Annotated in this window: 17 protein-coding genes; 9 read left to right on the top strand and 8 right to left on the bottom strand. The window is 65.5% G+C overall.

Annotated features, from left to right (window positions below; translation table 11 throughout):
* Positions 1–11: 11 nt before the first annotated feature.
* The 3 genes from treY to R3P95_RS13740 form a co-directional block, all read right to left on the bottom strand.
* The gene (gene treY, locus R3P95_RS13750) at positions 12–2387 is read right to left on the bottom strand and encodes a malto-oligosyltrehalose synthase (RefSeq protein WP_269593916.1); all 2376 of its coding nucleotides are present in this window, start codon (positions 2385–2387) and stop codon (positions 12–14) included.
* 3 nt (positions 2388–2390) lie between these two features.
* Positions 2391–4682, bottom strand: a complete 2292-nt coding sequence (gene glgX / locus R3P95_RS13745; protein WP_269593917.1) for a glycogen debranching protein GlgX — start codon at positions 4680–4682, stop codon at positions 2391–2393.
* Between the two features lie 77 nt (positions 4683–4759).
* Positions 4760–6892: an acyltransferase family protein gene (locus R3P95_RS13740; RefSeq protein WP_269593918.1), complete on the bottom strand. Its 2133-nt coding sequence runs from the start codon at positions 6890–6892 to the stop codon at positions 4760–4762.
* A 293-nt stretch (positions 6893–7185) separates the two neighbouring features.
* Between R3P95_RS13740 and R3P95_RS13735 the strand changes: the two genes are divergently transcribed.
* Positions 7186–8400 (top strand): MFS transporter, encoded by a 1215-nt coding sequence (locus tag R3P95_RS13735; RefSeq protein ID WP_269593919.1) that lies wholly within the window; start codon positions 7186–7188, stop codon positions 8398–8400.
* A 214-nt stretch (positions 8401–8614) separates the two neighbouring features.
* Here R3P95_RS13735 and R3P95_RS13730 read toward each other — a convergent pair whose 3' ends face one another.
* Complete coding sequence (locus R3P95_RS13730; protein ID WP_269593920.1) at positions 8615–9412, bottom strand: MerR family transcriptional regulator; 798 nt, start codon at positions 9410–9412, stop codon at positions 8615–8617.
* A 147-nt stretch (positions 9413–9559) separates the two neighbouring features.
* Here R3P95_RS13730 and R3P95_RS13725 point away from each other — a divergent pair, with 147 nt between their 5' ends.
* Entirely contained in the window at positions 9560–10429 is an 870-nt protein-coding gene (locus R3P95_RS13725; protein ID WP_269593921.1) for a GGDEF domain-containing protein, read from the top strand.
* A gap of 3 nt (positions 10430–10432) precedes the next feature.
* On the opposite strand, the gene R3P95_RS13720 is transcribed toward R3P95_RS13725, so the two are convergent.
* Positions 10433–11032: a CHAP domain-containing protein gene (locus R3P95_RS13720; RefSeq protein ID WP_269593922.1), complete on the bottom strand. Its 600-nt coding sequence runs from the start codon at positions 11030–11032 to the stop codon at positions 10433–10435.
* Between the two features lie 47 nt (positions 11033–11079).
* On the opposite strand from R3P95_RS13720, the gene R3P95_RS13715 reads away from it, so the two are divergent.
* Positions 11080–11859, top strand: coding sequence for an SIR2 family NAD-dependent protein deacylase (locus tag R3P95_RS13715; protein ID WP_269593923.1), 780 nt, complete (start codon positions 11080–11082; stop codon positions 11857–11859).
* 37 nt (positions 11860–11896) lie between these two features.
* On the opposite strand, the gene R3P95_RS13710 is transcribed toward R3P95_RS13715, so the two are convergent.
* Positions 11897–12277 carry a helix-turn-helix transcriptional regulator gene (locus tag R3P95_RS13710; protein ID WP_269593924.1) on the bottom strand — a complete coding sequence of 127 codons (381 nt, stop codon included), beginning with the start codon at positions 12275–12277 and terminating at the stop codon, positions 11897–11899.
* Between the two features lie 62 nt (positions 12278–12339).
* Here R3P95_RS13710 and R3P95_RS13705 point away from each other — a divergent pair, with 62 nt between their 5' ends.
* The 3 genes from R3P95_RS13705 (at position 12340) to R3P95_RS13695 (ending at position 15499) form a co-directional block, all read left to right on the top strand.
* Positions 12340–12729 carry a hypothetical protein gene (locus R3P95_RS13705; RefSeq protein ID WP_269593925.1) on the top strand — a complete coding sequence of 130 codons (390 nt, stop codon included), beginning with the start codon at positions 12340–12342 and terminating at the stop codon, positions 12727–12729.
* Between the two features lie 66 nt (positions 12730–12795).
* The gene (secA2, locus tag R3P95_RS13700) at positions 12796–15099 is read left to right on the top strand and encodes an accessory Sec system translocase SecA2 (protein WP_269593926.1); all 2304 of its coding nucleotides are present in this window, start codon (positions 12796–12798) and stop codon (positions 15097–15099) included.
* Complete coding sequence (locus R3P95_RS13695; protein ID WP_068052689.1) at positions 15092–15499, top strand: META domain-containing protein; 408 nt, start codon at positions 15092–15094, stop codon at positions 15497–15499. The genes secA2 and R3P95_RS13695 overlap by 8 nt, the downstream gene beginning before the upstream one ends.
* A gap of 4 nt (positions 15500–15503) precedes the next feature.
* Here R3P95_RS13695 and R3P95_RS13690 read toward each other — a convergent pair whose 3' ends face one another.
* Positions 15504–16091, bottom strand: a complete 588-nt coding sequence (locus R3P95_RS13690; RefSeq protein ID WP_269593927.1) for a TetR/AcrR family transcriptional regulator C-terminal domain-containing protein — start codon at positions 16089–16091, stop codon at positions 15504–15506.
* Positions 16092–16217: 126 nt separating this feature from the next.
* Here R3P95_RS13690 and bioB point away from each other — a divergent pair, with 126 nt between their 5' ends.
* Genes bioB through R3P95_RS13675 form a run of 3 tightly spaced genes read left to right on the top strand, consistent with a single transcriptional unit; the run spans position 16218 to position 18054 of the window.
* Entirely contained in the window at positions 16218–17210 is a 993-nt protein-coding gene (bioB, locus tag R3P95_RS13685) for a biotin synthase BioB (protein ID WP_317548573.1), read from the top strand.
* 22 nt (positions 17211–17232) lie between these two features.
* On the top strand, positions 17233–17457 hold the full coding sequence (bsaP, locus tag R3P95_RS13680) for a biotin synthase auxiliary protein BsaP (RefSeq protein WP_068283637.1): 225 nt from the start codon (positions 17233–17235) through the stop codon (positions 17455–17457).
* Entirely contained in the window at positions 17458–18054 is a 597-nt protein-coding gene (locus R3P95_RS13675) for a DUF2567 domain-containing protein (protein ID WP_269593928.1), read from the top strand. It abuts the gene before it with no gap.
* Positions 18055–18064: 10 nt separating this feature from the next.
* Here the strand turns inward: R3P95_RS13675 and R3P95_RS13670 are convergent, their stop codons facing one another.
* Complete coding sequence (locus R3P95_RS13670; RefSeq protein ID WP_394855418.1) at positions 18065–18775, bottom strand: NUDIX hydrolase; 711 nt, start codon at positions 18773–18775, stop codon at positions 18065–18067.
* Positions 18776–18805 lie beyond the last annotated feature (30 nt).

The raw sequence follows: 18805 nt of genomic DNA, 5'->3' as shown, positions 1-18805 counted from the left end.
TGCGGGAGAGGTCACTGTGTCACCGTTCCTTCGTTGTCGCGCACCAGAAGTGCGACCGGGAGCGAGGCGAACACCTCGGCCACCGACACGGTGCCGGTGTGTTCGACGTCGGTGAGCCGATCTCGCCAGCGACCGTCGGGCAGGGTCACGGTCGTCTCGCCCCACCCCTGCTCGGCCAAGCCGAGGGAGAGTCGGGTGGCCAGTGCCACCACGTCGGCGTTGCCGGGCAGCGGGCCACGTGCGAATCCGACGAGGTGCTCGGCTGCGGATCCGTCCGCGACGATGGGTGCGTAGGTTCCGCCGACGAAACTCTCGGGTCGCTCGCGTCGCACGTGCAGGGCGGAGCGAACGACGGCGAGCTTGGCGGCACCCGTATCGACCGAGAGCGCAGCGGGGTTCGACGCGGCGAGCATCGATCGACGAACCGAGTAGTCGACGGGCCTGCGGTTGTCGGGGTCGACGAGCGAGTCCTCCCACAGCTCGGTGCCCTGGTACACATCGGGGATGCCGGGCCCGGCCAGGTTCAGTAGTTTCTGACCCAGAGCGTCGGAATGACCGTGCGGAGCGAGCTTCTCGACGAGCATCGACATCGAACGGGCGACGGCACCGTCGAAGATCGCATCGAGCCAGCTGTGTACCGCGGACTCGAATTCCTCGTCCGGATCGGTCCACGTGGTGCGAAGGGCGGCCTCGCGAATCGCCTTCTCCGCGTAGGCGTGGACGCGTTCACGCAGCGAGGACGTGACCACTCCGTCCGCCGGCCAGACTCCGAACAGGTTCTGCCACAGGAACATTCCGGTGGTGCCGTCGGGGCTCGGGGTCAGTTCCTCCCAGTCCGTGATGCATCGGGCCCAGAGCTCGGGAGTCTGCGACAGCACGCCGATGCGCGCTCGCACGTCCTCGCCTCGCTTGGTGTCGTGAGTCGACAGCGTCGTCATTGCCGCCGGCCATCGCTTCGCGCGGTCCGCATTGGTGAGATGGAAGAACTCTGTGCTGCAACCGAATCGGCCGGGATCGCCGCCGACCTCCTGCAACGAGATGAGCCGGTTGGCGCGGTAGAACAGGCAGTCCTCGACGCCCTTGGCGGTGACGGCACCGCACACCTGATCGAATCGCACCGGCGATTCGGCACCGCCGATGAGAGCTGTCGTCAACGCACCGAGGCCGGCTGCCAATTCGGGCTGCTCCTCGCCGATGTCCGCGATCACGCCGGACAGTACGCGGGCCAGCGGTGCGTAGTCGGTCCTGTACACGGGTACGGCCGCGACGACGGCGACGATCGCGTCGATGACGGACTCGAGCTCGACGGTGGTGCCGGACTCGCGAACGACCGCCCGGGCGAGGCGTCGCACCTCAGGGGACAGATCGCCGCGGGCGACACCGGTCTTGAGGTCGAGTTCCGTCTCGTGCAGCGTCTCGCTGTCGTAGGCGATGCCCGAGCGCACCTGAGACAGTGCGGTGAGCGCGTGCACGCCCTCGGGGTCGACGAAGACTCCGCCGACCGCGGCCAGCGCGTCGTATCCGGTCGTGCCGTCGACGGGGAGCGATTCGTCCAGCGGTTCGCCGTCGGCCAGAATCTTCTCGATGACCAGCCACCGGTCGGGGCCGAGGAGCCCGCGTAGTTCGGTGAGGTAGCCGGCCGGGTCGGCCAGGCCATCGGGATGGTCGACGCGAAGTCCGTCGATCAGACCGTCGTCGATCCAACTGGCCACCTGGCGGTGGGAGTCGGTGAAGACGTCGAGGTCTTCCTGCCGAATTCCTGCCAGACCGTTCACCGAGAAGAACCGTCGGTACCCGATCAGTCCGTCGGACCAGCTCACCAGTCGGTACGCCTGACGATCGTGTACGGCCTGCGCGTCGCCGCTGTCCGTGCCGTCGGCGATGGGGAAGCGGTGCTCGTAGAACGCGAGCAGAGGCTGGTCCTCGGAGCGGTCGACGGTCAGTTCGCCCACGTCGCTCGCGCTACCGAGGACCGGAATGGCGATCTTGCCGTCGACGCCGTTGTCGGCTCCGAAGTCGATGTCGAAGTACGTCGCGTAGTCGGAGTCACGGCCGCGTCGCAGCACGTCCCACCACCATGCGTTCTGCCGCGGGTCCTCCACTCCGACGTGGTTGGGGACGATGTCGACGATGATCCCCATGCCCAGCTCTGCTGCACGAGAATGCAACTGCGTCAACGCTTCCCGGCCACCCAGTGCGGCCGAGACCGTGGCGGTGTCGGTGACGTCGTAGCCGTGGGTCGAGCCCTCGGTCGCAGTCAGGATGGGCGACAGATACAGGTGGGTGACCCCGAGGTCGTGGAGGTAGTCGACCACGTCGGAGGCGTCGGCCAGGGTGAAGGCATCGCCCCGCAGTTGTAACCGGTATGTACTGGTGGGCAGCGGCATATGTCAGGCAGTCTTTCGTAGAACGAGCAGGGAACGAGCGGTGACTTCCACCGGTGTACCCGCTTCGATCGATTTCTCACTTGTCCCGGTTCGCGACGCGGTGTTCAGCGCCACCGTCCATTCCTTGGCGTAGTTCCCGTCCGGGGTCACGAACTCGATGGTCTCGTGATGTGCGTTGAAGCACAACAGAAACGAGTCGTCGACGACTCGCTCTCCGCGCTGGTTCGGTTCCGGGATTCCGTCACCGTTGAGGAACACGGTCAGCGACTTGCCGAATCCGCTGTCCCAGTCCTCCGGGGTCATCTCCTCGCCCGCCGGGGTGAGCCAGGCGATGTCTCGGGCCTGCTCGCCGGTTCGAATGGGACGGCCCTCGAAGAACCGTCGACGCCGGAACACCGGATGTTCGGCGCGCAGCGAGATGGCGTTGCGGGTGAACTCGATCAGTTCGGCGTTCTTCTCGGCCAACGACCAGTCCATCCAGGCGAGTTCGGAGTCCTGGCAGTAGACGTTGTTGTTGCCCTGCTGAGTACGCGCCATCTCGTCGCCGTGGGCGATCATGGGCGTGCCCTGGCTGAGCAGCAACGTCGCCATGATGTTGCGGATCTGGCGGGCACGCAGGTCCAGGATCTCCGGATCGTCCGTCGGGCCTTCCACGCCGCAGTTCCACGAGCGGTTGTGGCTCTCGCCGTCGTTGTTGTCCTCACCGTTGGCGTCGTTGTGCTTGTCGTTGTACGACACCAGATCGTTGAGCGTGAACCCGTCGTGCGCGATGACGAAGTTGATGCTGGCACCGGGGCGACGGCCGGTGGCCTCGTACAGATCCGAGGATCCGGTCAGCCTCGACGCGAACTCGCCCAGCGTGGCCGGCTCACCCCGCCAGTAGTCGCGCACGGTGTCGCGGTACTTGCCGTTCCACTCCGTCCACAGGCCGGGGAAGTTGCCGACCTGGTAGCCGCCTTCGCCCACGTCCCAGGGCTCGGCGATCAGCTTCACCTGGCTGACGACCGGATCCTGTTGCACCAGATCGAAGAACGCGCTCAGGCGATCGACGTCGTGCAGTTCGCGCGCCAGGGTGGACGCGAGATCGAATCGGAATCCGTCCACGTGCATCTCGGTGACCCAGTAGCGCAGTGAGTCCATGATGAGCTGCAGCGTGTGCGGGTGTCGCGCATTGAGGCTGTTGCCGGTACCGGTGTAGTCCATGTAGTGCTCGAGGTCGCCGTCGACGAGCCGGTAGTACGCGGCGTTGTCGATGCCGCGGAAGCTGATGGTCGGGCCCATGTGGTTGCCCTCGGCGGTGTGGTTGTAGACCACGTCGAGGATCACTTCGATGCCTGCGGCGTGGAACGAACGAACCATGGCCTTGAACTCGGTGACCGCGGCACCGGGGGACTTGTGTGAGGAGTACTCCGCGTGCGGGGCCAGGAAGCCGAAAGTGTTGTAGCCCCAGTAGTTTCGCAATCCCTTGTCCAGCAGAACCTGGTCCTGCATGAACTGGTGCACCGGCATGAGCTCGATGGCCGTGACACCGAGGTGGTTGAGGTGGTCGATGATCACCGGATGCGCCAGGCCCGCGTAGGTGCCGCGCTCGGCTTCGGGGATGTCGGGATGGTTGATCGTCATGCCCTTGACGTGGGCCTCGTAGATCACCGTCTCGTGGTACGGGCGCTTGGGGGCGCGATCGGCCTGCCAGTCGAAGAAGGGGTTGATGACGACGGTGGTCATCGTGTGTCCGAGCGAATCGTGCTGGGGGAAGTCGTTGTTCGGCGCGTCGTCGTGTGCGAGGGGAGCGTCCTCGATGATCTCGTCGTCGGGATCGGAGAGATCGGTGGTGTCCTCGAACGGTGCCTCGGAGTCGAGTGAATCCGCGGATTCGTCGTCGGTCGGTACCGCGGCCTCGGGTGCGGGAGCCGGCGCGTCCATGTTGTACGAGAAGAGCGATCGGTCGCCGTCGAACGATCCCTCGAACGCCTTGCCGTACGGATCGACGAGCAGTTTGCTCGGATCGCAGCGGTGCCCGGCTGCTGGATCCCACGGGCCGTGCACGCGGTAGCCGTAGCGCTGACCCGGTTCCACCGTGGGCAGATATGCGTGCCAGACGTAGCCGTCGGACTCCTCGAAACGGATGCGGGTCTCGGTTCCGTCAGCGGCGATCAGGCACAGATCCACGGCCTCCGCGGCCTCGGAGAACAGTGCGAAATTTGTTCCTGCTCCGTCGTAGGTCGCGCCGAGCGGATAAGCGGATCCCGGCCATACTGCGATGGCAGGCGTGTCGTCGGAGGCTTCGTGCAGCATGGATCAACCCTACTGTGGCGGGTGGGCCCGGGCTTACCGAGCGCGAGCCGCATGCCCCTGGCCTTGGACCGACTGGATCACGGTCCGGCCCACCAGCCGGTGGCCGATCCGATCTGTCGGCCCAGCTCGGTGGTGAGCGTTCGCACGTAGGTGGCGGTGAGATGGTGTTCGTCACGATAGATCAGAACGTTCCCCTGCTCGGCGCGGCACACGGTGTCGTCGCACACCGCATCGGACAGGTCGAGAGCAGAGAATCCGGGCAGCTGGAACGAGGAGGCCAGGGCCGGGTTGACGGGGTCCAGCGCCTCGTCCCTCGGGATACCGCAGGAGGCGGCCGTGCCGCCGTCGGCGAGGCAGTCGATCGCCCGATACGCGAGCCACGGGGTGTCTCGGATGCCCAGAATTCCGACGCCGTTCGCGGTCAGTTGCTGCCACACCGAGGCGTACCAGGGCGGTGTGAAGTCGCCGGGCGCGTCCTCCCTGGGCCGGGTGGCGGTGGTGAACACGTAGTCGGGTTGCATCTCGGCCACCTGAGCCAGCACGGTCTGTGTCCAGTCCAGGCAGTCGGGGTATTCGTTGGGGCCGAGCATCGGCATCGTGTCCGTGCTCAGCGGGCAGCCCATCTTCAAGAACGTGACGACCGCGAAGCCGTGCCGGAGACCGAGCGTGTCGAGGGCGGTCACCCAGTGTTCGGCGTGCGAGCTGCCTGCAAGCACGATCGTCCGGTCCGAGTCGACGTCGCCGTAGGTGCACGAGACCGCGTCGCGCGTCTCGAAGTCCGCGATGCAGCCCTCGAGGGTGGTGGCCGGCAGATCCTCGGGGGCGGAGTACAGCGGGGGACTGACGTCGGCCGGCTCCACGCGAATACCGTCGGTCAGTTCGAGCGCTCCCGGGTGAGTCTGCTCGTCGACCGATCCGTCGGCTTGCACCGCGTCGATCGACCGATCGATGTGGAAGTTCCATCCGATCGAACCTGCCGTCACCGTGACGGCAGCGATCGCCGCAGTCGCAGTCACCGCGATGCGTGCCGGCGTGAACGTCGGCGACTGCGTGGGTCGCTCGACGAGGCGCACGGTGAGCCATGCCAGTGCAACCGAGGCTCCGACGATGCCGAGACCGCCGAGAATGTCGGCGTGGGCTCGGCCGGTCGCCGACAGGTGGAAGATCAGCAGCGGCCAGTGCCACAGGTACAGCGGAAACGCAATGGATCCGAGCCAGGCGAAGAACCGATTGGAGAGCGTGGCCGCCACTGCGGTCTCGGAGCCCGCGACGATCAACGCGAGGGTGGCCAGCACCGGAATCAGGGCCAGCGGACCGGGAAATGCAGCTACACCGTCCACGAGAAAGCCGCACGCGACGATGACCGCTATTCCGATACCGGCAAGGGCCGCGCGTAGCTGCGACCGCGTTCGGGTCTCATCGGAGGACGGCTCGGACGACGGCTCGCCATTGCGTGCGGCGAACACGGCGGCTACTGCGGCTCCGAGCATGATTTCCCACAGCCGCGCCCCGGTGTCGTAGTAGTTCCACGCCTGGTGGCGTTGCACACCGTCCGCTGCGTAGGCGAAGGACAGCACGGCGATGAGCGAGAAGATCACGGCGAAGGTGCGCGGATCGAGACTTCGAGGCCCCTGGGGTCGCGCGATGCGTCGGACCCATGCGAGACCGAACACGACGGCGATGGCCAGGAGATAGAACTGGAACTGGACGGCCACCGACCACAGGTGCTGAAGTGGGCTCACCGAGGGGTCGGCCGCAAGGTAGTCGTTCGCCGTCGTCGCCAGCTGCCAGTTCACGTAGTAGAAGACGCCGGATACGAGTTGATCGCCCAGGTCGGCCCAGCGAGTGCGCGGCAGCAGGAATACCGATGCGACGGCAACCGCGAGCAGCGTGATCAGCAGGGGAGGCCCGAGCCTGCGCAGCACCCGAGTGATCCGGGTGAACGGATTCAGGCTCGCCCCGGCCTCGGCCGATCTCAGCAGAGATGCGGTGAAGAAGAAGCCGGACAGGGTGAGAAATACATCGACGCCTCCCGACACCCGGCCCATCCAGATGTGGAACACGACGACGAGTGCGATCGCGACACCGCGAAGGCCGTTGAGATCTCGGCGTTGCGGTGGCCGACGCGGTCCGCTGGGCGGCGGAGCTGTGTCCCCCTGAGCCGGAACAACCGGAGCCGACGTATCGGAGCTGCTGTGGGGTACGTGCATGGAGGAGAAGTGACTTCCCGGCTGTGTATCGACCACTCGGTCGGGGGTCGCGGACGGTGGTATCCGATCCTGATGAGATCGGGATTCTGGGGCAAACAATACGTGTACGTGAGGTGAAGTAACCCTCGGAGTCTGCTTTGCCGCGATATGCCCAGTTCGGGGACGGTTTCGGTCCGATCGAACAGTGCCCGGCTTGCGCATATATGACGCGCATGCAAGCATTTATCAAGCGCGTGCAACTACACGCGGTAGCTCGATAATTGCGTACGCATCTTCCAATCAGGAGTTCAGACATGCCACTCGGCCTGCTCGCCCTCGCCATCGGGGGATTCGGAATCGGTTTGACCGAATTCGTCATCATGGGGCTACTGCCCGAAGTCGCGGCCGATTTCGCGGTCAGCGAGGCCACGGCCGGATGGCTCATCACGGGCTACGCGCTGTCCGTCGTCGTCGGGGCCCTGCTCGTCACCGCCGCCGTGACACGGTTTCCTCGCAAGAGTGTCCTGCTCGCACTGATGTGCCTGTTCATCGTCGGCAATCTCGTTTCCGCACTGTCGAGCAGTTACGAGATGATGCTGCTCGGCCGCGTCGTCGCTGCGCTGTGTCACGGAGCGTTCTTCGGTATCGGTGCCGTCGTCGCGGCCAGCCTCGTCGAGCCTGCGAAGAAGGCGGGAGCCATCGCCATGATGTTCGCCGGTCTTACCGCCGCCAACGTCCTCGGAGTTCCGTTCGGGACGTTTCTGGGTCAGAACCACGGTTGGCGCTCGACGTTCTGGGCGATCACGGTGATCGGCGTCGTCGCGTTGATCGGTATCGCCGCCCTCGTTCCTCGTGACACCGGGAGCGGTGAGGTGAGCAATCTGCGTCGAGAGCTGCGCGCGTTCCGGTCGGTGCAGGTGTGGCTGTCCATCGTGGTCACGGTGCTCGGGTACGGCGGCATGTTCGGTGCGTTCACCTACATCGCGTTCACGCTCACCGACGTCAGTGGCTTCGCGTCGAGTTCGGTGCCGTGGCTGCTCGTGCTGTTCGGCGGTGGATTGTTCGTCGGCAACTACCTCGGCGGCAAGGCAGCAGACCGCAACCTCACCGGCACGCTGACGATTCTGCTGGGTGCACTGACCGTCGTACTCGTCTTCTTCGCGCTCACCGCGGAGAGTCGCCCGGCGACGATCGCATCCCTCGTGCTGATGGGTGCGTTCGGCTTCGCGACGGTCCCGGGGCTGCAGATGCGGGTGATGTCGTTCGCATCCGACGCTCCGACGATGGCGTCCGGCGCGAACATCGCCGCGTTCAATCTGGGAAATGCGTTGGGCGCGTGGCTCGGTGGTGTGACGATCTCGGCCGGTCTCGGCTACACCTCGCCCATCTGGGCCGGATCCGGTATCACCGCGGCGGCCTTGATGGTGCTGTTGTTCGCAACCGGACTGCTCCGACGCGCCGACGGGGATCCGATCGAGGGGGCGGACCGACCGAGCGCTGCGACCAGTGCCGCTGGATCGTCCACGTGAAGGCCGAAGGAGTGGGCACTACCCTCGAGCCTCCATCGCTGCAGGGGTGCGGGCACGGACACCACTGTTGCGCAGGACAAATCGATGTCGACGGTGGTGCCGTCCTGATTCGGTAGGACGAGTCGGCCGCCGTCGAGCGTCGGCGACACGACGCCGAAGCGGCGGTGAATTCGAGCGGAGACGATGCTCGCTCGGTCCACCGTCGCGACGACCGTCATCGACTATCACCCGGTCTGCTCGGTTCGGTGGTCTGCAGGCGTGCGGTGGCTTCGATGATCACTGCGCGCTGAGCGGGATCGGGCACGATGTCGTCGATACTCAGCGGGCCGGTCTGGTCGGCAGTGTCGTCGGGCGCAGCCGAGAGAAGAGCGCCGATATCGAGCATCGAGGCCAATTCTGCTGCGAGCGAATCGATGTCGTCTGCGGCATCGTCGACGTCTCGGCCTTCGAGCGCGCTGAATCTGCGCAGGAGCGCCAGGTACTTCACCCGGGTGTCGGGATCGGCCAGCGCCGCTGTCGTCGTCTCGAAGAACGACGCGGGGACGGTGCCCGCGATCGCCATCGCCTCGAGCAGGTCACGCTCACGGAGTAGCGCTTCGCGGTCGGTCTCCGCAGCGGCATCGATCAATACGGCAAGTGTGTCCGCCGCATCGCGCGGCAGAGCGGTCAGTGGACGATGCTCGACGGCGTCGTCGAGCAGGGCGGACAATCGAGTGTGCTTGTGCGCCAATGCTTTCTGCTCCGTTTCGATACCGGCCAGCAGAGCGCGTAGATCGGCGACCACGTCGCTCTCGTCCGTTGCCCGCTGGTCCAGCGCTGCCGCGATCGCGCCGAGGGGCATTCCGGCATCGGCGAGCCAGCGGATTCTCATCAGTCGAACCACGTCGTCGATCGTGTACTCGCGATAGCCGTTGGACAGACGGCGTGGCTCACCGAGCAGGCCGAGACGGTGATAGTGCCGCACTGTTCGAGGTGTCGTTCCGGCGGCGTCGGCCAGGGATCCGATTCTCATGTGTTCAGTGTGAACCGTGACGCTACGTCAAGGTCAAGATCGGCAGAGCCCTGCTCACGTGCCGCCCGTGTGCGACGCACCGAGTATTCTCGGTGGTCCGTGCGATTCGACGTGGCTTGCACTGTTCGAGGAAGAGACCGGCTGAAGATGGTCGACACCGAACGTTGGTATCGGGAGATGTTCGAGGCCAGCACGGTCGGATTGGCCCTGGCCGACGAGAACGGATTGTTGGTTCTCGCGAACGAGGCGTACGCGGCCATCGTCGGTTGTCCGCGTCACCTGTTGGCCGGCCGGTCTTCACGCGAGTTCACCCATCCCGACGATCTGGCCCAGCATGTCGCCATGGAACAGATCATGGCCGACGCCAAGGCGCGTGGGGAATCGGTGCACGTCGAGAAGCGCTACCTGCATGCGGACGGCGCCATCCGGTGGGGATGGGTCTCGGCCAGTGAGGTTCCTGGCCCCGCGGGCATTCGATGGACGATGGCCGTCGTGCACGACACCACCGACCGTCGGCGCGTCGAGGACGACCTCCGTCAGGCCGCGCAGACCGATGCCCTCACCGGATTGCTCAACCGGCGTGGATGGCGAGATCGGCTGCATCAGTTGACGACACCGCGAGGTGCCGATGTCGTATTGGCTCTGGCGATGCTCGATTTCGACCGGTTCAAGTCGTACAACGACAAGTACGGGCACGGACGCGGAGATCGGCTGTTGATTCAGTTCTCTGCTGCTGCCGAGGGCCTGCTCGGTGGCCGCGCGTCCCTCGCCAGGTGGGGCGGCGAGGAGTTCGCTCTGGTGATGCCCGGCGCGGGTACGACGACCATGTCGGCCGTGCTGGCCGAGTTGTCGGCGGTCGTGCCCGACGGACAGAAATTCTCTGCCGGCTACACGACACTGCGTGCCGGGGAGTCCGTCGACGACTGCTTCGACCGCGCGGACATGTTGCTCTACCGAGCCAAACGAGACGGCGGCGCTCGTTCGTACGGTGACGCAGACGCGATCCCGCCGGAGTGACCGTCAGCTCTGGAGTCGACCGAATCCGACGACTCCGGAATCGGATCCGTAGTGCAGCGTGTGCACCCTGATCTTGCCGGCTTCGTTGCCGCCGACGGTGACGGCCTCGTCGCCGTCGACTGCGACGATCACGTTGGTGTGTTGGCCGCTGAAGCTCGTGTTGTCGTAGAGCACCACGTCGCCCACCGATGGCGTGTAGTCGCCGACGGCCTCGAATCGTCCCTGCTCCTGGTAGTACTCCTGCAGGGTGTAGACGCCGGGAATGCGCCACGAACCCGAATGGGGATTCGACAGCGGCAGGCCGGCCTCCTTCATGATCCAGCTGACGAAATCGGCGCACCACGCTTCCTCGACGCCCTCGGCGTAGAACGTTCCCGGACGCTGCAGTTCGTGCTCGGTGCGCAGGAGTTCGACCACCCGAGCCTGATCGGCGGTCAGCTCGCCGGTGCTCACCTCGGGGAACGCTTCGGTGTCCCACGGGAGGTACCGGCTCGGTGCCAGCCACAGAACCACGACAGCCACCACCACCACGACGACGGCTGCGCAGGCGGCCAACCACAGAGGTCGGCGTCGTAGAGTGCGCGCGGTGGTGTCGATGCTCATGCGACCACGGTAGCGCGACGCGGCACACCGCTCGGCACAATAACCGGGTGAGCACTTCCGAGAACCAGTCGCCCGTAGCCGTTCCGAAGCCCGTCGTGGACTCCGCGCGAGGAGCATCGCGGATCACCGTGCTCACCGGCGCGGGTATGTCCGCAGAGTCGGGGATCGCCACGTTCCGGGACGCCCAGAGCGGGTTGTGGAAGGACTTCGACCCCAAGGATCTCGCCAGCCCGGAGGGGTGGCTGGCCGACAGCGATCTGGTGTGGGGCTGGTATCGATGGCGAGCCGAATTGGTCCGACGCTCCGAGCCCAACGCCGGTCACGTGGCACTGGCGCAATGGCAGCAGCGGGCGCACGTCGATATCGCCACCCAGAATGTCGACGACCTCCACGAGAGGGCCGGGGCCACAGTTCTCTCGCACGTGCACGGCAGTCTGTTCGAGCCGTACTGCAGCGACTGTGGCACACGAGCATCGTTCGACGACGGTGCGGCCGACGCCCCGGCCGAGGCCGATCAGCGAGTTCCGCCGCCGGAATGCCCGCTGTGCGGTGGGTTGATCAGGCCGGGAGCGGTGTGGTTCGGCGAATCTCTGCCCGAGGCCGCGTGGGAGGCGGCCGAGCACGCGGTTCGTGAGGCCGACCTCGTTCTCGTCGTCGGCACGTCCGGAGTGGTGTACCCGTTCGCCGGGCTGCCCGCGATCGCCCGCAGCGCCGGAGCGACGGTGGTCGAGATCAACCCGGTCGAGACCGAGGTCTCGGACATGGCCGATCACCGGTGGCGCACCACGGCCGCGACGGGATTGCCTGCCTTGGTTGCGCAACTCTGACCCTGGTGGCGTGAAAACGGTGATGCCTACTCCCGGATCACTCGGTGGTCAATGCCTCGATCAAGGCTTTCATTGCCGATGCGGCACTGTCGGTTTCGGTGGGCCCCAGAGCGGCGAGGCTCGCGATGAGTGCTGCTATTTCGGGGGCGGTCAACCTCACAGGCCGGGGCGAGGCGACACTCGCCAGCCGAGATCCGCCGTGCACACCCGGCACCGCATCGACAGGGACCCCGGACTCACGCAACCGGGCGAGGTCGCGTTCGACGGTGCGCACGGAGACCCCGAGCCGCTGCGCGAGTTCAGGCGAGGTCAACGGCGCAGCTGCCGACCCCAGCCATTCGACGATCCGCTGCTGACGCGCGACGCGGCGCAGGGTGAGCACGCTGTCGAGCGACTGGGGCGCATTCTGCTTCGGCACCGTCCGAATTTTTCCCGATTCCCGACACAGCCCTGACGGGAATGGGTCCTACCGTTGTCGATATGACACCTGACAACGAATCGGTCGACAGCTTCTTCGCTCGTTATACGGGGTACCTGACCTCGGGTGATCTCGACGGTCTGGCCGAGATCTACAACTATCCGGCTCTGGCGGTCACAGCGCGTGGATGTGCGGCGATCGCCGATCCGCAGCAGACTCGAGAGTTCTTTCGGGAGGGGCAGACCTACTATCGGTCGCGCGGAATCGAGGGTGTGCGGGCCCGCGACATCGTCACCGAGGCAGAGGTGCCGGGTATCTGGGTCGGGCATCTTCTACTCGAGAACCTCGACTCCGACGGTTCGCCGGTGGGAACCGAGCGCAATGCCTATCAGGTGGTGACGTTGGACGACGGCACGCGCCGGATCGCGGTGACGACGCCGCTCGATGCCTAGAGCTGGGCGGAGCCGCATCGGTACTGTGGGTGAGAACGGTTTTTCTTTCTCAGGTAGGGATAACAGATGGCTTTGGGCTCCGACCGATTCTGGCGTGTACTCGGCCGATCCGCACAGAAGGCGCAGAGCACCTCGCGTCGAAGCGTCGACCGGGCCCAGGAGCACGCGGAGTGGGCAGCTGCCCTGAGCGAGAGTGAATTGGCGACCGAGGCGGCCGCGCTGCGTGTCGACGCCGCCGAGCGTCTCGACGTTCCGCGGTATCTGGCGTTGACGCGCGAGGCGAGCGAGCGTGCGCTGAAGCTACGGCCCTTCGACGTGCAGCTGCACGGTGCCGTGCGGTTGCTCGCCGGTGACGTGGTGGAAATGGCTACCGGCGAGGGCAAGACGCTGGCCGGTGCCATCGCTGCCGTCGGATACGTGTTGTCCGGACGCGCGGTGCACGTCATCTCGGTCAACGACTTTCTCGCGCAACGTGACGCGCAGTGGATGCAACCGCTGTTCGAGTCCCTCGGTATCACCGTCGGTTCCATCGGTGAGTCCTCGACTGCCCAGGAGCGGCGCACCGCGTATGCCTGCGACATCACCTATGCCTCGGTCAACGAGATCGGTTTCGATGTTCTGCGTGATCATCTGGTGAACGACCGCGACGATCTGGTCGCGCCCGTGCCGGGCGTTGCCCTGATCGACGAGGCCGATTCGGTGCTGGTCGACGAGGCGCTCGTTCCGCTGGTGTTGGCCGGTTCGGTCTCCGGTGACGTCTCGACTTCGACGGTCATGGATGCGGTCCGGTTGTTGGACAAGGGCGTTCATTTCGACACCGATGCCGAAGGACGCAACGTGTTCCTCACCGACGAGGGCGCGTTGCGGATGGAGAAGGAACTGGGCGGAATCGACCTGTACTCCGAGCAGCACGTCGGGACGACGTTGGTTGCGGTCAACGTGGCCCTGCACGCCCAGGTGCTGGTCCAGCGCGACGTCGATTACATCGTTCGTGACGGCCGTGTACAGCTGATCAACGCCTCGCGTGGCCGAGTCGCCGAACTGCAGCGCTGGCCGGACGGGTTGCAGGCCGCGGTCGAGATCAAGGAAGGGCTCGCCCCCACCGAGACCGGTGAAATTCTCGACACGATCACCGTGCAGGCGTTGATCAATCGGTACGCAACGGTGTGCGGTATGACCGGTACGGCCATGGCGGCGGGGGAGCAGCTTCGCACGTTCTACAGTCTCGGTGTCTCGGTCATCGCCCCCAATGTGCCGACGGTGCGCGTCGACGAGGACGACCGTGTGTACGACACGATCGAGCACAAGAACGCTGCAATTGCTCTGCAGGTGAAAGAGATTCACGAGACCGGTCAGCCGATTCTCATCGGTACCCACGATGTCGCCGAGTCCGAGGCGCTGGCCGAGACGCTCACCGCCTCGGGCGTCGACGTGGTGGTACTCAACGCCAAGAACGACGCCGAGGAAGCGGCGGTCATCGCCGCGGCGGGTGTGCACGGCGCAGTGACGGTATCGACGCAGATCGCCGGGCGCGGAACCGACATCAAGCTCGGTGGTCCCGACGGCACCGATCGCGAACGTATCGCCGAGCTCGGCGGACTGTTCGTTCTCGGTACCGGTCGCCACACCACCGAGCGTCTCGACAATCAGCTCCGCGGACGCGCGGGCAGGCAGGGAGATCCAGGGCGGTCGCTGTTCTTCGGCAGTTGGGAGGACGACGTCGTCAAGAACAACATCGGCGACAAGGATGCACCGAAGGACATCGACGAGAGCGGAATGTTCACTTCCTCGGCCGCGGCCGACCGCGTCGATCATGCACAGCGCATCGCCGAGGGGCAGATGCTCGAAATACATTCGCGTACCTGGCGTTACAACCAGCTGACGGCTCAGCACCGTGAGATCCTGGATCGCCGCCGGGCCACGTTGCTCGACACCGACGAGGCGTTGACGCTACTCGAGCAGCACGCGCCTGCGCGCTCGAAGGAGTTGCGCGAGAACGTGTCCGAGAAGACTCTGGTCGATGTCGCCCGCCAGATCGTTCTGTACCACCTCGATCGGTCGTGGTCGGACTATCTCGCGCACCTCGCCGACGTGCGCGAGAGTATTCACCTGCGCGCACTGGGTCGGGAGAATCCGTTGGACGAGTACCACCGGATCGCTGTCGAGGCGTTCAAAACGGTGTCCTCCAAGGCGATGGATCTCTCGCACGCTACGTTCGAGTCGGCCGAGATCACCTCGGACGGAATCGATCTGGACGAGGCGGGCTTGCGACGCCCGACGTCGACCTGGACGTACATGGTGCACGACAACCCGTTCGCGTCCCGCGGAAATGCCGGTGCGGCCGGTCTGGGGCCGATCTTCGGTGGCTGACGCGCGGCGCGCGCTGGTCGCTCTCGCGTTGGGTGCGAGTGCGGTGGCCTCCGGGTGCACCGACTCGTACGGTGAATTCCCGGCCGGCAAGACGTACTCGTCGGTCGAGGCACCCGACTCCTACACGCCGGTCGCCGGTACGACGGTCAGGCTCGAGTTCGTCGACGACCGAATCTCGGCCGAGGCCGGGTGCAACAGGTTGTTCGGCACCGTGGACACCTCGCAGGGCAGGATCACCATCGACTCTCTCGGGTCGACGCGGATGGCTTGCCCGGAGGCGTTGATGGAGCAGGACCGGTGGCTGTCGGAGTTCCTGACCTCCACCCCGCGGTGGTCTCGGGACGACGGAACCATGACCCTGGACAACGGGAACGGGCGGATCGTCTTCGCCGAATTCTGATCGACTAGTGGCGGATGCGGTCCGCCGCGGTATGCCGTACTCCGTCGAGGAAGAGCTTCAGTCCGAAATCGAATCTGCTCGTCGGGTCGGGTTCTTCGAACAGCGGTGACGCGTCGGGCGTGAGGGCTCCGACGGAGTCCATCTGTAGGCGCGCCTGCTCGTCCACGGTCTGGCCCAGGATGTAGTACAGCAACGTGTCGGCGGTGAGTTCCGCGTCGCGTCGCGGCAGTCCTGCTCGAATGCACACGGCGGCAATGCGTTCGCGAATGTGGTTGGTGGTCAGCCTCGACGCGTAGGTCGCGGCCACCAATTCGGCACCGTCGCGTCGAGAGAGAAGGGCGTCGCGCAGTCGGTGGGCGATCTGTGCGATCTGTGCGTCCCACGAATCCTCGGTGGACGGTGCATCGGCACCGGAGAGTATGTGGTCGGCGATGGCACCGAGCAGCGTCTGTTTGTTGGGGAAGTGCCAGTACAGCGCGCCCGGCTGCACGTGCAGGGACGTCGCCAGACGCCGCATCGTCAGGTCTGCCAGGCCGTACTCGTCGAGAATGGCGATCGCGCCGTCCAGGACGTCCTGCCTGTTCAGTTGCACTGCTGCCCCCCAAGTCGTTCGACGCGTCTTCGCTTTGACAGTAGCCGAGCCCGGCGCCTAACGTGAACGCCGTTCAACTTGAACGGTGTTCAATGATGATGCCGTTCGACTACGAGGGGACCCGGAATGGACATTTTGCGCACGGCGCGTACTCAGGTGCTCGGTGACGGCATCGCGCTCGATCGACCTCAGGTTCTCGAGGTTCTCGAGCTCGGCGACGACCGTCTCGAGGAGACGATGCTGTTGGCCCACGAGGTGCGGATGAAGTGGTGCGGGCCCGAGGTCGAGGTGGAAGGAATCATCAGCCTCAAGACCGGTGGGTGTCCCGAGGATTGTCACTTCTGTTCGCAGTCCGGTCTTTTCGCTTCCCCGGTTCGTGCTGCGTGGCTCGACATTCCGTCGCTGGTGGAAGCTGCGAAGCAGACCGCGAAGACCGGAGCAACGGAATTCTGCATCGTCGCGGCGGTGCGTGGCCCCGACGCTCGGCTGCTCGCGCAGGTCGCCGCCGGTATCGAAGCCATCCGGAACGAGGTCGAGATCGATATCGCGTGCTCGCTCGGCATGCTCGACCAGGATCAGGTCGATCAGCTCGCGGCGATGGGTGTACATCGCTACAACCACAACCTCGAGACCTCTCGCTCGTACTTTCCGAACGTGGTGACCACCCACACGTGGGAGGAACGGTGGAACACCCTGCGCATGGTGCGCGAGGCAGGCATGGAGGTGTGCTGCGGCGGAATTCTCGGTATGGGGGAGACGCTCGAGCAACGCGCCGAGTTCGCGGCCGATCTCACCGCACTCGAACCCGACGAGGTGCCCCTGAACTTCCTCAACCCCAGGCCTGGAACTCCGTTCGGAGATCTCGATGTGCTGCCGGCATCCGATGCTCTGCGCGCCGTCGCCGCGTTCCGTCTCGCTCTGCCACGCACGATTCTGCGATTTGCAGGCGGGCGCGAGATCACCCTCGGCGACCTCGGTGCCAAGCAAGGAATTCTCGGCGGGATCAATGCCGTCATCGTCGGCAACTACCTGACGACACTCGGCCGCCCGGCAGAGCAGGATCTCGATCTTCTCGGCGAGCTGCAGATGCCGATCAAAGCGCTGAACTCGACGATCTGATGGGCGTATTAGGGTGGGTCGAATGACGAGCGAGACCCACTACGACCCGTACACCGGTCGGCCTGTCGACGCCGGAGCCGAGGTGAGTGCGGGTTCGTTGTCGGTCGCCGTCCGACTCGGTTTGGAGCCGCCGCGGTTCTGCGCAGAATGCGGTCGCCGCATGGTGGTGCAGATCGTCCCCGACGGGTGGACGTCGCTGTGCTCGCGTCACGGCCTCGTCGATTCGGCCGCGACGGGTAGGCGCTAGGTGGTCACGTCGGACGTTCTCGAAGTGCCGCCGCGGAGCAGCACCGTTCGGGTGTTGTCGGTGGTTGTCGGAATCTCGGTGGCAGTGTCGGCTCTGGGCGGGATGCTGTGGGGATTCCTGGCACCGGCGCAGCAGCTGCTCGTGGTGGCGCAGGATCGCGGGGCGGCCCTGACCGGGGAGAGCCTGCACAGCTTCGACGGCCTCGCGATGTTCTCGTTCCTTTCCTTGGCCCTCGGTCTCGTTCTCCCGATCGGGTGGTGGCTGTGGAGGTCCGAGCGGGGGCCGCGGCTGTTCGGTGCCGTCTTCGTCGGCGCACTCGTCGGCTCGGTCGCTGCGATTTTGGTGGGCAACGGGATTGCTGCTCTTCGGTTTCCGAAGGTCACCGATCCGGAGGTCGGGTCGATCGTCACCGTTGCGCCCAGTATCGAGACTCCGCAGGTGCTGATCGTTCAGGCACTGATGGCGTCGCTGGTGATCATGCTTCTGGCGGCGATGAATCCCAACGACAATCTGCAACACACCGATCCCGATCCGGACGACCTCGAAGTCGAGTTCTATCCGCCGCCACCATCGTTCGACTCGAATCGAGCCGACTGACAGCAGCCGTTCACGCCTGGGGCGGCCGCAATGCGGCGAACTCGTCGGTGACTCGAATGCTGTTGTCGGCAAAGCGGAACAGTGCAGGCGGTCTACCACCGGCCTTGCCCGACGGCGCGCGCCGTCCGGTGGGTTCGATGACACCGCGCCGGCTCAGCACCCGCTGCAGGTTGGTGGCATCGACCTGATATCCGAGTGCGGCACCGTAGATCTCGCGCAGCGACGAGATCGCGAAATCGACCGGAGCCAGTGCGAATCCGATGTTGGTGTACGACAGTTTGGCGACCAGTCGATGTCTCGCGTGCGCGACGACGGTTCCGTGATCGAACGACATGTCGGGCAGTGCCGAAACCGGGTGCCATGCGGTGTCCGGGGGGAGTGTCGGCTCGGCCGAGATCGGTACCAGGCCCAGGAAGGTCGACGCGATCCGCCGGTCTCCCGGTACGCGTTCGGGTTCGCTGAAGACCGACAGCTGCTCGAGGTGCGCCACCGAGCGCACGTCGACCTTCTCGGCGAGCTGACGGCGCGCGGACGCGGCGAGGTTCTCGTCGTCGCGCAGCGTGCCACCGGGCAGCGACCAGGTGCCGGCCTCGGGGTCGAGGGCGCGCTGCCACAGCAGCACCGCCAGTTCAGGCGCGTCGGGGTCGGAAAAGGCTCGAACTTGGAACACCGCAATGAGTACTTCGTGGACGGTGCTACGATAGGTCACGTTTTCGATCATAGGTCGAAAACTCCCTCGGAGGAAATTCGG

Source organism: Rhodococcus cercidiphylli (assembly GCF_033042225.1).
In the GTDB taxonomy this organism is placed as follows: Bacteria; Actinomycetota; Actinomycetes; order Mycobacteriales; family Mycobacteriaceae; genus Rhodococcoides.
Note: the sequence above shows the minus strand (reverse complement) of the source record. Positions and strands in the feature narration are given on the sequence as shown.

Coding starts and splice junctions, on each gene's coding strand:
- treY (WP_269593916.1), bottom strand. CDS start 2,387: ATGCCGCTGCCCACCAGTACATACCGGTTACAACTGCGGGGCGATGCC.
- glgX (WP_269593917.1), bottom strand. CDS start 4,682: ATGCTGCACGAAGCCTCCGACGACACGCCTGCCATCGCAGTATGGCCG.
- R3P95_RS13740 (WP_269593918.1), bottom strand. CDS start 6,892: ATGCACGTACCCCACAGCAGCTCCGATACGTCGGCTCCGGTTGTTCCG.
- R3P95_RS13735 (WP_269593919.1), top strand. CDS start 7,186: ATGCCACTCGGCCTGCTCGCCCTCGCCATCGGGGGATTCGGAATCGGT.
- R3P95_RS13730 (WP_269593920.1), bottom strand. CDS start 9,412: ATGAGAATCGGATCCCTGGCCGACGCCGCCGGAACGACACCTCGAACA.
- R3P95_RS13725 (WP_269593921.1), top strand. CDS start 9,560: ATGGTCGACACCGAACGTTGGTATCGGGAGATGTTCGAGGCCAGCACG.
- R3P95_RS13720 (WP_269593922.1), bottom strand. CDS start 11,032: ATGAGCATCGACACCACCGCGCGCACTCTACGACGCCGACCTCTGTGG.
- R3P95_RS13705 (WP_269593925.1), top strand. CDS start 12,340: ATGACACCTGACAACGAATCGGTCGACAGCTTCTTCGCTCGTTATACG.
- secA2 (WP_269593926.1), top strand. CDS start 12,796: ATGGCTTTGGGCTCCGACCGATTCTGGCGTGTACTCGGCCGATCCGCA.
- bioB (WP_317548573.1), top strand. CDS start 16,218: ATGGACATTTTGCGCACGGCGCGTACTCAGGTGCTCGGTGACGGCATC.
- bsaP (WP_068283637.1), top strand. CDS start 17,233: ATGACGAGCGAGACCCACTACGACCCGTACACCGGTCGGCCTGTCGAC.
- R3P95_RS13670 (WP_394855418.1), bottom strand. CDS start 18,775: ATGATCGAAAACGTGACCTATCGTAGCACCGTCCACGAAGTACTCATT.